The organism is Nonomuraea sp. NPDC049709 (genome assembly GCF_040674815.1).
GTDB lineage: Bacteria > Actinomycetota > Actinomycetes > Streptosporangiales > Streptosporangiaceae > Nonomuraea.
This window is the reverse complement of record NZ_JBFANM010000022.1, coordinates 88,096-101,891: the sequence shown is the minus strand read 5'-3', so window position 1 is coordinate 101,891 and position 13,796 is coordinate 88,096. Positions and strand designations below refer to the sequence as shown.

The 13,796-nt window shown below is 70.5% G+C and carries 12 protein-coding genes; 1 reads left to right on the top strand and 11 read right to left on the bottom strand.

Translation table 11 applies throughout. The annotated features are described in order from the left end of the window. Nucleotides 1-41: 41 nt before the first annotated feature. From AB0J69_RS23325 to AB0J69_RS23280, 10 genes are all read right to left on the bottom strand, one after another. On the bottom strand, nucleotides 42-1,094 hold the full coding sequence (locus AB0J69_RS23325) for an STM4014 family protein (RefSeq protein WP_364120695.1): 1,053 nt from the start codon (nucleotides 1,092-1,094) through the stop codon (nucleotides 42-44). Nucleotides 1,095-1,119: 25 nt separating this feature from the next. Next, a complete protein-coding gene (locus AB0J69_RS23320; protein WP_364120692.1) occupies nucleotides 1,120-2,103 on the bottom strand; it encodes an STM4015 family protein in 984 nt (327 codons plus the stop codon). 1 nt (nucleotide 2,104) lies between these two features. Continuing rightward, a complete protein-coding gene (locus tag AB0J69_RS23315; RefSeq protein WP_364120689.1) occupies nucleotides 2,105-3,061 on the bottom strand; it encodes an STM4015 family protein in 957 nt (318 codons plus the stop codon). A 126-nt stretch (nucleotides 3,062-3,187) separates the two neighbouring features. Further along, nucleotides 3,188-4,567, bottom strand: a complete 1,380-nt coding sequence (efeB, locus tag AB0J69_RS23310) for an iron uptake transporter deferrochelatase/peroxidase subunit (RefSeq protein WP_364120686.1) — start codon at nucleotides 4,565-4,567, stop codon at nucleotides 3,188-3,190. A gap of 14 nt (nucleotides 4,568-4,581) precedes the next feature. Then, complete coding sequence (gene efeO, locus AB0J69_RS23305) at nucleotides 4,582-5,712, bottom strand: iron uptake system protein EfeO (RefSeq protein WP_364120683.1); 1,131 nt, start codon at nucleotides 5,710-5,712, stop codon at nucleotides 4,582-4,584. A gap of 11 nt (nucleotides 5,713-5,723) precedes the next feature. Beyond that, nucleotides 5,724-6,548, bottom strand: coding sequence for an iron uptake transporter permease EfeU (gene efeU / locus AB0J69_RS23300; protein ID WP_364120680.1), 825 nt, complete (start codon nucleotides 6,546-6,548; stop codon nucleotides 5,724-5,726). Between the two features lie 95 nt (nucleotides 6,549-6,643). Beyond that, nucleotides 6,644-8,011: a cellulase family glycosylhydrolase gene (locus AB0J69_RS23295; RefSeq protein WP_364120677.1), complete on the bottom strand. Its 1,368-nt coding sequence runs from the start codon at nucleotides 8,009-8,011 to the stop codon at nucleotides 6,644-6,646. A 4-nt stretch (nucleotides 8,012-8,015) separates the two neighbouring features. Then, nucleotides 8,016-8,864, bottom strand: a complete 849-nt coding sequence (locus AB0J69_RS23290; protein ID WP_364120674.1) for a carbohydrate ABC transporter permease — start codon at nucleotides 8,862-8,864, stop codon at nucleotides 8,016-8,018. Continuing rightward, on the bottom strand, nucleotides 8,861-9,742 hold the full coding sequence (locus tag AB0J69_RS23285; RefSeq protein ID WP_364120672.1) for a sugar ABC transporter permease: 882 nt from the start codon (nucleotides 9,740-9,742) through the stop codon (nucleotides 8,861-8,863). The genes AB0J69_RS23290 and AB0J69_RS23285 overlap by 4 nt, the downstream gene beginning before the upstream one ends. 74 nt (nucleotides 9,743-9,816) lie before the next feature. After that, nucleotides 9,817-11,103 carry an extracellular solute-binding protein gene (locus tag AB0J69_RS23280; protein ID WP_364120669.1) on the bottom strand — a complete coding sequence of 429 codons (1,287 nt, stop codon included), beginning with the start codon at nucleotides 11,101-11,103 and terminating at the stop codon, nucleotides 9,817-9,819. 146 nt (nucleotides 11,104-11,249) lie between these two features. On the opposite strand from AB0J69_RS23280, the gene AB0J69_RS23275 reads away from it, so the two are divergent. Next, entirely contained in the window at nucleotides 11,250-12,260 is a 1,011-nt protein-coding gene (locus AB0J69_RS23275; RefSeq protein WP_364120666.1) for a LacI family DNA-binding transcriptional regulator, read from the top strand. 13 nt (nucleotides 12,261-12,273) lie between these two features. Here the strand turns inward: AB0J69_RS23275 and AB0J69_RS23270 are convergent, their stop codons facing one another. Beyond that, on the bottom strand, nucleotides 12,274-13,791 hold the full coding sequence (locus AB0J69_RS23270) for a protein kinase (protein WP_364120663.1): 1,518 nt from the start codon (nucleotides 13,789-13,791) through the stop codon (nucleotides 12,274-12,276). Between the last annotated feature and the right edge of the window lie 5 nt (nucleotides 13,792-13,796).

The following is a 13,796-nucleotide window of genomic DNA, read 5'->3' as shown; positions in this document are numbered from 1 at the left end:
CGATCCGCCCGTCACCTCCGGTGGTCGCCAGCAGCCGCCCGTCACCAGCGGCCATCGATGACCGCCTCGACCTGCTCGGCATAGGTGTCCCGCCCATGTCCCGAAAAATCCCCCAGCCCCGGCAGCAGGTCCCCGAACGCGTTGACCTCCGCCACCGCCACCGACCGCCAGTCAGCCCCGACCATCACGTCCACGCCCGTGCTCAGGCTGCCCGGGAAACACGCGGCCGCCCGGGCGCATACCTCCAGCACCCGCTCCCACAGCCCGGGCCGGCTGCGCACCGTCTCCAGGTCGCCGCGCGAGCCGCCGAGGTGCAGGTTCGTCATGGGGCTGCGGCTCGTACGTACGACGGCGTGCGTCGGAGCCCCGGCCACGGTCACCACCCGCAGGTCGAACACCCGTCCGCCGCTCGACGCCTTCGGGAACCACCGCTCCACGTGCAACCCGTCGGCCGCCAGGAAGTCCACCAGCCGCCGCGCCTCCGCCTCCTCCGTCATGGTCCTGACCCGCAGCGAGTTGCACAGCACCCCGCCGATCCAGGTGGCCGAGGTGACCGCCCGCACGCGGCCGGCATGGGCCTGGAAGGCGACCACCCCGGAGGCCGAGGAGCCGTGGGCGGGTTTCACGAACACCCTGGCCCAGCCGCGCCGCGCCATCTCCTCGCGCAACTCCTCGTACGACCCGGCCTCGAACGCGCCCGGCACCGGCACCCCGGCCCCCGCCAGCACCGCGTGGCAGCGCCGCTTGTCGAACATCACCCCGATCTCGCCCACGTCCCCCAGCAGCCGCACGCCGGGGATCGCCGCGACCCGCTCCAGCCCGGCGGTGAACGCCTTGTGCCAGGCGGCGCCCCCGCCCACCCGCGCCGGATCGCCCGGCCCGCGCAGCAGCTCGTCGGCCCGCGCGTCCTCCCCGGGGGAGTCGACGCGCAGCAGCGACCCCTCGGGCCCGCCGGCCGCGCGCCCGGCCAACACGTCCAGCCACGAGATCACGTACGGCTCCGCGAGCCCTCGCCCGACCACGGCGTCCCGGAACATGGTGACCCGCCGATCCCCGGGCGTCCCGACCACGCCGAACCGCACCGGCGTCGTCACCCGCCCACCGTCACCTTCGGGGCCGTCACTCGGCCACCGCCACGTACATCCAGTCGTCGGCCTCGGGAACCTGTCTCTCCTGGAGGTCGACGATGCCGGGCAGCGCCTCCTGCATCCGGGAGATCATGGCGTCGCGGAGGAAGTGGTGCCGCAGGTCCAGGACGCGCAGGTGGGTCAGGGGCTGCCCGCTGAGCAGCGCCTCCGCGCCCCGGTCCGTGAGCAGCCCCATGCCCAGGCTGAGCTCCTCCAGCCGGGCCACCACGGGCGCGGCGGCCACGGCGGCGGCCACCTCGTCCTGCCGCTCGCTGTCGCGCAGCCCGAGCCGCCTGAGCACGGGCAGCCGCACGCCCGACAGGATGCCCTCCAGGTCGGCGATCGTCGCGTCACCGCCGTAGTCCTCGACGCCGAGCCACAGCTCCAGGTGCTCCAGCGCCGGGAACGTGCTCGCACTGACCGCCCTGACCACCTCGCCCGGCAGCCCGCCGCACTCGAACCGCAGCACCCTGAGGTGCTCGTGGGCGACCGGCCGCAGCACGAGCCCCTCCGACCCGCGCACCTCCAGCCGCTCCAACTTCGGGTACGCCGCCAGCAGCGGCGTGATGTCCCCCTGCCGGATCCAGGAGATCTCCCACGTCTCGGTCCCGATGAACCCGAGGAACACCGAGCGCAGCGCGGGCAGCCGGTCGGCGTACGCCGCGAGCACCCTCGGCGCGTTGGTCGAGCCGTAGCCGGTGACCGCGAGGGCCTCCACGCGGCCGGGGTCCACGTTCGCCAGCAGGCCGTCGAGGTCGTCGGCCAGGTCTGACTCGTTGCTGTCCGCGTCGTGGTGGCTCTCGTCGTACACGAGCCAGGCGACCTGCTCGGACGGGTCCGCGCCCTGGCCCGGAGCCCTGACGGGCAAACCGGCGAAGTGCTCGCGGTTCAGGCCGAAGGAGTGGTCGTGCTGGGCCGGGTCGTCGGGCAGGAACGTGTCGCCGGGATCGGCGAACGTCACCTCGTACCGGTCCATGTCACTCGCTCACCTGGACGTAGCGCCAGTCCTCGTCGCGGCTGAGCGGCTCGGACAGCCGTACCTCGACCCCGGGCAGCGCCTCGATGAGGCGGGCCATCATCGCCCTGCTCATGTAGTGGTGTTCGAGGTCGAAGCGGCGCAGGTGGGTGAGCGGCTGGCCGCTGAGCAGCGCCGCCACGCCCTCGTCGCCGAGCGAGCCCATCGACAGGCTCAACGACTCCAGCCGGGCCACGACGGGCGCGGCCGCCAGCCCCGAGGCCAGCTCGTCCGCGAACGGGCAGTTCTGCAGGCCCAGGTGGCGCAGCGCGGGCAGCCGCTCGCCGCTCAGGATCCCCGCCACGTCGGCCGCCGTCGCGTCGCCGCCGTACTCATCTACGCCGAACCACAACTCCAGGTGCTCCAGCGCCGGCAGGTCGCTGCCGCCGACCCCGCGCACGACCTGCGCGGGCAGGCCACCGGTCTCGAACCTGAGCACCCGCAGCGCCTCGTGCCGCACCGGCGCCAGCCCGAGCCCCGTGCCGCCCCGCACCTCCAGCCGCTCCAGCTTCGGGTACGCCTCCAGCAGCGGCGTGATGTCCGACTGCTGGATCCAGGAGATCTCGGCCTGCTCCGGCGAGATGGCGCCGAGGAACAGGGAACGCAGCTCGGGCAGGCGGCCGGCGTTTTCGGCGAGGCGGGCGATGACGGGCGCGTTGTCGGTGTCGTAGCACTCCTCCCACTCCCCGATCACGATGGCCTGGACCTTCGCGGTGTCCGCGTTTTCGAGAAACCAGTCGAAACTTTCGGAGATATGGTCGGGGGCGTCGTCGTCCCACTCGCTCGCCTCGATCCGCCAGGCGACGGCGGACAGGTCCGGCCCCGGCTCCCCGTCCTCCGGGGCGGCCGCGTAGGCCAGGGGGAACCCGGCGTAGGCGTCGAGGTAGCGCTCGTAGTGGGTCGGCTGGTCATCGGTCACGGGCTGGTCCTAGGTAATGGGGGGATACGGCTGTCCTGTCCTACCAGACCGACCTGACATTTCCGCCAACCTTTGGTGCCCTGGAAGCACAGCTCCCGCGGCTGCGACTCCCGGTAGCCCGGGGACTCAGGTTTCGAAGAGGGTGCGGCCCCAGTAGTCCCCGGCGTCCCGGACGCCCGGTGGGCAGGCGAAGAGGGCGCTGGAGACGTGTTTGATGTACTCGTTGAGCGGATCGGTGCGTGCCAGGCTCATCTGCACCGGTACGAACTGCTTGCGGGGATCCCGCTGGTAGGCGATGAAGAACAGCCCCGCGTCCAGGCGGCCGAGCCCGTCCGAGCCGTCCACGAAGTTGTAGCCCCGCCGCAGCAGGTGCGCGTTGCCGTGCGAGCTCGGGTGCGCCAGCCTTACGTGGGCGTCCGCCTTGATGTACGGCTGCCCGTCCGGCCCCTTGGCCGCGAAGTCCAGCGGGTCGAACTCGGCCTTCTTGCCCAGCGGCGCACCCTCGCCCTTGTCCCGGCCGAAGATCTGCTCCTGTTCGGCCAGCGACGTGCGGTCCCAGGTCTCGATGGTCATGCGGATCTTGCGGGTGACCAGGTAGCTGCCGCCCGCCATCCAGGCGCTGCCGTCCTGGGCGGAGGCCCAGAGCTGGTCGCGCAGCAGGTCGGAGTCCTCCAGCTTGAGGTTGTTCGTGCCGTCCTTGAAGCCCATGAGGTTGCGCGGGGTGGTCTGGGAGCGGGAGGTGGACGACGTACGGCCGAAGCCGAGCTGCGACCAGCGTACGGAGACCTTGCCGAAGCCGATCCTGGCCAGGTTGCGGATGGCGTGCACGGCGACCTGGGGGTCGTGGGCGCACGCCTGCACGCAGAGGTCACCTCCGGAAATTTCCGGAATGAGCTGCTCTCCCGGAAATTTCGGCAAGTCGGCGAGAGCGGCCGGACGCTTCCCCGCCAGCCCGAACCGCTCGTCGAACAACGACGCCCCGAACCCCACCGTCAGCGTCAGCCCCGACGCCGGCAGCCCGAGCGCCTCACCCGTGTCGTCGGGCGCGGCCTCGGGCGCGCCGCCCACCGCGCCGAACGAGCCCGCCTCCTTGCCCTGCGTCAGCCGCGCCGCCGCGGCCGTCCACTCCTGCAGCAGCTCCATCAGCTCGGCCCGCTTGTCCGTCGTGACGTCGAAGGACACGAAGTGCAGCCGGTCCTGCGCGGGCGTGACGATCCCGGCCTGGTGCTCGCCGTAGAAGGGGAACGGGTCGGAGGTGGAGGAGGCGTGCGCCCGGGGCGGCTCGTCCAGCAGCGACCGCGCCGCCACCGCCCCGGTGCCCAGCGCGGCGGCCCCCGCCGCACCGAGACCGAACAGCTTCCTCCTGCTCACCCGAGCCTCCCGCCCCTTCGCGGGCGACCCCGTGGTGGCGGACCCGGCGGCCGGCTCGTCCGCGGCGCCCTGCCCGCCGGCCGGGACGGGCGTACGCTCCCGGTCGTCCGCGGCGCCCTGTCCGTTGGTCGCCATCGTGCCCCCTCCCGCTACTTCGCCACGATCGGGGCGATCTTGCTGATCGGCTCGCCCAGCGCGTTGATCGAGTCGGACAGCGCCTTCAGCTCGGCCTTGGACAGCTCGTTGTGCAGCTGCCAGCCGTCGCCCTTCTGGTGCACGGCGAGCGCCGCCTCGGCCGCCGCGAACTTCTCGTCCAGCGTCTTGACCAGGTCGGGAGCCCGCTCCTCCAGCACCGGCCTGAGCGCCTGCACGGCCGCCTTGGAGCCTTCGAGGTTGGCGTCGAAGTCCCAGAGGTCGGTGTGCGACCAGATGTCCTCCTCGCCGGTGATCTTCCCGGTGGCCACCTCGTCGAGCAGTTCCTTGGCACCGTTGGCCAGGTTCAGCGGGGTCAGCTCGGTGGCGTTGGCCTTGGCCACGATGGTCTTGATGTCGGCGATCAGCTTGTCGGCCATGGGGCCGCTCTTGCCGATGTCCTTGTGGATCCACAGATCCTTCTCGATCTTGTGGAAGCCGGTCCACTCCTCGCCCTCGGCCAGGTCGGCCTCGCGGCCGTCGATCGCGGGGTCGAGGTCACCGAAGATCTCCGCGACCGGCTCGATGCGCTCCCAGTACGTACGCGCCACCGGGAACAGCTCCTTGCCCTTCTCGATGTCGCCCGCCTTGACCGCGTCCACGAACTCCTGGGTCTTGACCAGCAGCGTGTCGGTCTGCGACTTGACGTAGCGCTGGTAGCTCCTGGTGGCCTCGGCCAGCTTGGCGTCGGCGTTGAGCGGCTTGTGCTCGCCGGTCACCTTGAGCGCGTTGCGGATGCCCTTGCCGACCATGCCGGGCTTGCAGGCGGTCTCGTACGCGCCGGCCGGCAGCTCGGCGATGAGCTCCCTGGTCAGGCCGGGCACGATGTTCTCCACCTCGGCCATGACCCGGTCGCCCGGCGCGTACACGTAGAACTCGGTGACCTTGGTGCCGCCGTTCGTGATCGCGAACGTGGTGGTGCCCGCCGCGACCTCGGTGGCGGCGACCTTGCACTCGGTGTCGTTCGCGGCCACGGCGACCTTGCCGGGGGCGGCGGAGCCGGAGGGGGCGGGGGTGCCCCCCGAGCCGCAGGCGGCCAGCGCCGCAAGGGCGAGCGCGCCGGCGGACAGGCTGATGACGGTACGCATGATGCTCCTGTTCACGCGGCCGAGGGCGCGGTGGACTTGGCCTGCTGCGGGCGCAGGAAGAGGAAGAGGGTGGGAACGAGGTACGCGGCCCAGGCCACGACCTCCAGAACGCTGGGCTGCGGGGTGATGTTCAGCATCCCCGCCAGCACGGCCCCGTGCGGGGAGTCGGCGGGCAGGACGGCGCTGATGTCGAAGGCCTGGGTGTTCAGGCCGGGAAGCACGTCGGCCTCCTGGAAGTCGTGCACGGCGTACTTGAGGATGCCGGCGGCCACCAGGATCAGCAGCCCGCCGGTCCAGGCGAAGAACTTCGTCAGGTTGATCGTCAGGGCGCTGCGGTAGATGCCCCAGCCGATCAGCACGGCCGTGAGCAGCCCCAGGCAGATGCCGATCAACGGTTGTGCCGAAGCGGTGGCGCCCTGCACGGAGGCGAAGAACAGCAGCGCTGTCTCCAGCCCCTCACGCGCGACGGCCAGGAACGCCATCACGACCACCGCGATCGACCCCAGCTCCAGCGCCTCGGAGAGCTTGCCGCGCAACTCCTTGGAGAGCGCGCGGGCCGCCCGGCGCATCCAGAAGATCATCCAGGTCACGAACACGACGGCGAGCAGCGAGGTGATCGCCTCGAACAGCTCCTGCCCGGTGTAGCTGAGGCGGGCGGCGGTGAAGGTCAGCAGCGCCCCGAACGCCACCGACAGCACGACGGCCGCGCCGACCCCGCTCCAGACCTGGGGGAGCTTGTCCTTGCGGTCACTCTTGACCAGGAAGGCGATGAGGACCGAGACGACGAGCGCCGCCTCGAGTCCTTCGCGCAATCCGATGAGGTAACTGGCGAACACGATTGCCTACCGCCACTCGCTGAGGGAAGCCTTGCCTAAATTAGGGCAGGCGAAGCATACCTACGCAAGCATCCGGAACGACAGGGACCCCCCACTCACCTCTTGAGGTTGTCGGCCAGCAGATCGAGCAGGGGCTCGCGGCGTACGCACCGATCCAGGCGGAACGAGTCCGCCAGTGCGACCAGGTCGTCGTCGCCGAGCCCGCGGAACAGCTCCGCGTACTCGGGGAGCAACGCCTGGGCCAGCAGGATGTGCCTGATCAGGTCGTCGGCCTGATAGCGGGCGCCCCACGGGTACGGGTCCCAGCCGGGGAACTCGGTCTCGACCAGCGCGTGCAGCGGGGCCAGCACGTCCGTCGACTCCTCCATCGTCGAGCCCCAGCGATCGGCGCCGAGCCGCCGCTTCTTGGCCATGAAGTCACCGAACCGGTCGAGGTACGCCCCCGAGGCGTGCACCAGCCCCTGCAACCCCACGTCCTTGTACGTCCACAGCGACCAGCCCGCGCCGTGCTCGTCGTAGATCGCGAGCTGGTCGCGCAGGATCTGGTAGCGCTGCCCGTCCACGACGGGGTCCCCGGTGTAGACGGGCCCGAACTCGCCCACCCACAGCGGCGTGCCCGTCTCGCGCTGGAAGCGGGAGCGCTTGTCGAACGTCCGCTCCAGCTCGTCGCGGTCGCACCACTCGCCGCGGGTGTACCCGGGGTACGGGCCGCCGTGGGCGAAACCGGCCAGCGCGTAGTCGTGGAGGACGAAGACCGTGTTCTCATACACCTCCCGAAATATCGAGAAATCGGTGGAGTAGGTGTTGCCGTCGAGGAACAGGACGTGGCGCGGGTCGGCGGCCCTGATCGCCTTCACCAGGCGGTCGTAGAACGGGCCGATCACCTTGCCCGACACGTCACCCGGCTCGTTGACCGGGTTGTATCCGGCCACCCAGGGATTGTCGCGGTAGTGGTCCGCGATGACCTCCCACAGGTGCACCGCCCGGTCCTGGAAGTGCCGGTGCTGCCAGAACGCGGCCACGTGGGTGGGGTTGTCGGAGTGCCAGTGCTGGTTCTGCGAGCCGGGCAGCGCGTGCAGGTCGATCACGCTGTGGATGCCGTGCGCGCCCAGCAGGCCGATCACCCGGTCCAGGTGGCGGAAGCCGCGCTGGTCGATCTCCAGGGGGCGCTCGTCGGACTCCCAGTGGCGGTAGTTGACCGGGATGCGTACGCAGTTCATGCCCAGCCCGGCCAGCAGGGCCGCGTCCTGTTCGGTGAAGAACGAGGTCAGCAGCCGGTCGAAGAACAGCTCCGCCCGGTCGTCGCCCAGCACGGTGCGTACGGCGTGCCGCATGGAGGACTCGTTCGCCGGGTAGCCGGTGATGAAGTTCTCCATGTTCATCCAGCCCCCGAGACCCACCCCCCGCAGGCGTACCGGCGTGTCGTCGTCCGTGAGGAGATGGGTTCCGGACACGTGCAGCATGAAGTCACCCCTTCGTGGCACCCGCGGTGAGGCCACCGACCAGGTGTCGTTCCGCTATGGCGTAGAACCCGAGCGCGGGCACCATGGCCAGGATCAGATAGGCCAGGATGCGGGCGGTGTCGGAGGCGTACTGGCCCTGGAACTGCTGGATGCCGAGCGGCAGCGTCCAGCTCACCTCCTCGCTGAACACCACCAGCGGCAGCATGAAGTTGTTCCAGCTCCCGACGATGGCCAGGACCGAGACGGTGGCGATCGCGGGCCGGGCCATCGGCAGCAGGATCCGCCAGAAGAACCCGAACGGCGTGCACCCGTCGATGGTGGCCGCCTCCTCGATCTCGCCCGGGATGCTGCGGAAGAAGCCGCGCAGGATGATGATCGTCAGCGGCAGCCCGAAGGCGGCCTGCGTCAGGATCACGCCGAGCGGGTTGTCCAGCAGCCCGAACGTGCGCAGCAGCACGAAGATGGGCAGGATGGCCACCGCGAACGGGAACATCAGCCCGGCGGTGAACATCGTGAAGAACAGCTCCCTGCCGCGGAAGGCGAACCTGGCGAAGACGAACCCCGCCAGCGCCGACAGCGCGACGGTCAGCACGGTCGTGGCCACGGCGATGAACATGCTGTTCCACATCTGCCGCCAGAACGAGCCGGAGCCCAGCACGTCGGTGTAGTTGGCCGTCACCCACGTCTCGGGCAGGCCGAAGGGGTTGGCGGACAGCTCGCTGTTCTCCTTGAAACCGCCGATCAGCGCGTAGACCACCGGGATGACCATGAACGCGCCCACGATCAACGCGATCACGTGCAGGGGCAGCGTCTTGCGCCGCCGCCTGGCCGGCTTGATCTTCCCGTGGTTCATCTGCGGCCTCCCAGGGAGGTCGTCGCGCCCTCCAGGTCACGGCGCATGACGAAACGCTGGTAGATGAGGGCGAAGACGAGGCTGAGCGCGAACATCACGACGCTGATCGCGCTGGCGTAGCCGACCTGGGAGCGCTTGAACCCCCAGTCCATCATGGTGACCGCCATCGTCTCCGAGGAGTGCGAGGGCCCGCCGCCGGTGAGGATCCAGACCAGGTCGAAGAGCTGGATCGTGTAGATCACGGACAGGAAGATGCTGATCCGGATCGTCGGGCCGAGCAGCGGCAGCGTGACGTACCTGAACGTCTTCCAGCCCGTGGCCCCGTCGATCTGGGCGGCCTCGACGAGCTCGTTCGGGATGTTCTGCCGCCCGGCGAGATAGATCATCATGTGGAAGCCGAAGTACTTCCAGGTCATGACCAGGAAGAGCGACGGCATCACGGTGTCGGGGTTGGCCAGCCACTCCGACTCGAACCCGACGATCGACAGGAGCTGGTTCGCCATGCCCGCGTCAGGGGCGAGGATCAGCGAGAACAGCACGCCCGTGATGACCTCGGACAGCACGTACGGGGCGAAGAACAGCACCCGGTACAACGCCCGCCCGCGCATGCGCTGGTTCAGCAGCATGGCGATGGCCAGCGAGAACGGCAGCTGCACGAAGATCGACAGCAGGACGAGGACCAGCAGGTGCCACAGGTCCTGCGCGAAGATCTCGCTGCTGAACAGCCGGGTGAAGTTGTCCATCCCGATGAAGTTGCTCGGCAGGCCGCCGAAGCCGTTCCACCTGAACACGCTCGAATACAGGGCCACCAGCATGGGGGCCACGACCAGCATCAGGAAGAGCACCATGGCGGGCAGCAGGAACAGGGCGATGGTCACCCAGCGACTGCGACGCCTGCCGACAGGGGTGGGGGCCGGAAGCTGGACCGCCTCCGGCCCTCTCGTGAGTGTCGTCATCCCTCGCTCTTGGCCACTTCTGTGATGTCCGCGCCGACCTCTTCCGGTGTCTTCGTACCGGCGATCAGCTCGGCCACGCTGTCGTTGACCTGCTGGCCGACGGCCGGCGGGTAGGCCTGGTCCAGGTAGAGCTGGTAGCCGCTGGCGCCGGCCAGCAGCGTCGCCACCTGCTTGAGGTTGGGGTCCTTGACCGCGCTCTCCTCGCCCTTGAGCACCGGCAGCACGCCACCGGACTCGACGGCCTTGGAGTGGTTGCCCATCTCGGTCATGAACTTGACGAAGTCCAGGGCCTCCTTCGGCGCGTCCGCGCCCACGGCCAGCCCGCCGCCGCCGCCGAACGCGTCACCGGCCGAGCCCTTGCCGCCCTCGACGGCCGGGAAGGGGAAGAACCCGAGGTCGTCGCCGAGACCCTTGCCCGAGTCGGCCTGCACGCTCGGCGCCCACTGGCCCATCAGCTCCATGGCCGCCTTGCCGTTGCTCACGGTGGCGGACTGGCCGTCAGGGGTGGAGTACGCCGCGCCGAGGAAGCCCTTCTGGAACGGCTGGAGGTCCGCCAGCGCCTTCACCTGCTGGCCGGCGGCCACGAAGTCGGGCTTGGTGAAGTCGTGGTCGGTGGCCGCCTGCTTGAGCGCGTCCAGGCCGGCGATGCGCAGGGCGAGGTAGGCCCAGTAGTAGTGGCCGGGCCACTTCTCCTTGCCGGCCAGGGCGATCGGGGTGACGCCCGCGGCCTTGAGCTTCTTGACGTCCTCGAGGAACGCCGACCAGGTGGCCGGCGGCTCGGTGATGCCTGCCTTTTCGAAAAGTTTCTTGTTGTACCAGAAACCTACCAAGCCGATGTCGGTCGGCAGACCGTACGTCTTGCCGTCGATCTGGTACGCGCTGAGCGCCGCCGGCGTGAAGGTGGGCAGCACGTCCGCGACGTCGCCGGAGATGTCCTTGACCAGTCCCGCGTCGATCTGCTGCTTGAGCACGCCGCCGCCCCACGAGGCGAACACGTCCGGCGCGTTGCCCGACTGCGTGATCGTGGTGAGCTTGGCCTTGTACGCGTCGTTCTCCAGAACGGTCGCCTTGATCGTGACGTGCGGGTTCTTCGCCTCGAACTCCTTGGCGCGCTGTGCCCAGAGGGACTTGAGCGGCTCGGCGGTCGACAGGTGCCACCACTCCAGCGTGACCTTGGCGGGGGAGCCGCCGCCGCTCTGCTGGGGAGCCGTCTCCCCGCCGCCGCCACCTCCGCAACCGGCCACGAGCACGGCGATGGCGACTAACACCAGACTGCGTTTCATAGGGGTCCCTTCCTCAGCGATTGACGAAAGTTTCGTGAACCCCCCGATAATTTCTTTGCCGTGATCGTAAGTAAACGCCATGTAAAGCGTCAACACCTCCAGAGCGAGCGATCCCAAACCGAAACTTTCGGATACACTCCCGATTTGTGTCAGCGAAGAGGCGGGTCACGATCGCACTGATCGCGGAGGAGGCCGGGGTCTCCATCCCGACGGTCTCGAAGGTCATCAACGGGCGTCCGGAGGTCGCGCCGGCGACCCGCCACAGGGTGGAACGGCTCCTGCAGGAGCACGGCTACCAGCGGCGCATCAGCCAGGACGACACGCCGGCCGGCCTGGTGGACCTCGTCTTCGCGGAGATCGAGTCGCCCTGGGCCATGGAGATCGTCCGCGGCGCGGAGAGCGCCGCCCACGATGCCGGGGCCAGCGTCGTCATCTCGGTCCTGCACACGCACGCGGGCCCCGGCCGTGACTGGCTGGAGCGCCTGGCGGCCAGGCGGACGGACGGCGTCGTGATAGTGGCCTCGCGGCTCTCGACCGGCATCCAGGCCCAGCTCAGCGCCCGCTCCCTGCCGTTCGCGGTGGTGGACCCGGAGGGCGAGCCCGCGCCCGGGGTCGTCTCCGTCGGGGCGACCAACTGGAACGGCGGCCTGGCGGCGACCCGGCACCTCCTGGAGCTCGGGCACCGGCGGATCGGCATGATCAGCGGCCCGGCGGACATGCTGTGCAGCCAGGCCCGGATAGACGGTTACCGGGCGGCGCTGGAGACGGCCGGGGTGCCCGTGGTGCCCGACCTGATCAGGCGCGGCACGTTCCTCGTCGACTCGGGCCACGACCAGGGCCACGCCCTGCTCTCCCTCGCCGACCCGCCCACGGCCATCTTCGCCGGGAGCGACCTGATGGCGTTCGGCGTGTTCGAGGCGGCCCGGCAGCGCGGGCTCCGGGTCCCGGAGGACCTGAGCGTGGTGGGCTTCGACGACCTGCCGCTGGCGAAGTCGGCCTGGCCCCCGCTGACGACGGTACGCCAGCCGCTCCAGGAGATGGCGGCGCTGGCCACCCGTACGGTGCTGGCGATGGGCCACGGCGACGTCCCGGAGACCAAGCGCGTGGAACTGTCAACGGAGCTGATCGTCCGGGAGAGCACCGCCCGCCACGAGTAGGCCGCCCAGCCGGTCAGTGGAAGAAGGACCTGCGGGGTTCCTGGCCGTTCAGGCCGGCGATGCAGCGGTAGAAGCGCACCCCGTCCTCGAACTGGGCCTGGGACGGCGGCATGACGTCGGCCCGCCACCGGGTCGCGCCGATGGTCCTGGCCGTGCCGGTCCGGGTGGCCAGCAGCACCGTGCGGCTGCAGACGCGCTTCACCGTCGGGTGCTTGGCGAGGTCCTGCTGGACGTACGTCTCGGCGTCCTCCGGGATCGGGGCGACCGCGAACGTCTCCCACGAATGCGTCTCCTCGCACCCGAGCCGCCGGGCCTTCGTGTCGCCCGTGATGATGACCAGGCCGCTCCAGCACTCCGACTCCCGCACACAGGCCGCCCCGCCGCCGCGTACCTTGGCCGCCGGGCAGTTCTCGGTGTAGGTGTCGAGCCCTTCGAAGGCGCCGGCCTCCTTGGGCTTCGTGGTGCCGGTGTCCGGCGCGGCCCGCTTGGTCTCCGGGGTCTGGGTGACCTGGCTGTGGATGAACACCCCGGCGCCGGTCGCGATCACCAGGATCAGGGCGGCGATGATCGCGAGCAGGGCCTTGTCGACCCCGCGCGGAGCGGGCGGCCTGGTGTCCGTCGGGGTGCCGGGCGGCGGGTCCGTGGCCTGCTGGGGGAAGGCGGGCCGCTGAGGGCTCACGTGGGAAGGGGCGGGCGCGGCCACGTGGCGTCCGGAGGGCTGTTCGGAGAAGGGTGGCAGGGGGACGGCGGCCAGGGCGTCGCGGAGGGCGGCCGCGCTCGGGGTGCGCTCCCGGAGGTCGGTGGCCAGGGCCTGCCGGAGCACGGCGGTCAGGTCCGGTGGCACGCCGGGGATGTCCGGGACGGGGAGGCGGTGCAGGGCGAGGATCATCGCCACGTTGGGCACGCCGCTCTCCGGGAAGCGGGGCGGGCGGCCGGACAGCAGCGCGTAGACGGTGGCCGCCAGCGCGTACACGTCCGCGGCCGGCGACGGCTCGGCCAGTTCGAACGCCTCGGGCGGGGCGTAGGAGGGGGTGAGCGACTCGCGGGTCACCGAGGCGTCGGGGCCGGACGCCGGCATGGTGGCCAGCCCGAAGTCGGACAGCGCCACCTGGCCGTACCGGTTGAGCAGGATGTTGCCCGGCTTCACGTCGCGGTGCAGCACCCCCTGCGCGTGCGCGGCCGCGAGCGCGTCGGCGATGCGCACGCCCACGTCGCGCGCCTCGGCCGGGGAGAGGCGCCGCCCGGCCAGCGAGCCCCCGGGGCACAGCTCCAGCACCATGTACGGCCGCCCGTCCGGCAGCAGCCCGGCGTCGTAGACGGGCACCACGTGCGGATGGCCGGACAGCGCACCCGCCGCCGTGACCTCGCGCATGAACCGGCGCCGGTCGCGGTCGGACAGCAGCACCCGGTTGTCGACCTTGAGCGCGACCTCGCGGCCGACGGCCGACTGCAGGGCGAGGTAGACCACGCCGAAGCCGCCCTGGCCGAGCACGCCCTTGATCTCGTAACCGGGCACGGATAAGTCGGACACGCGTC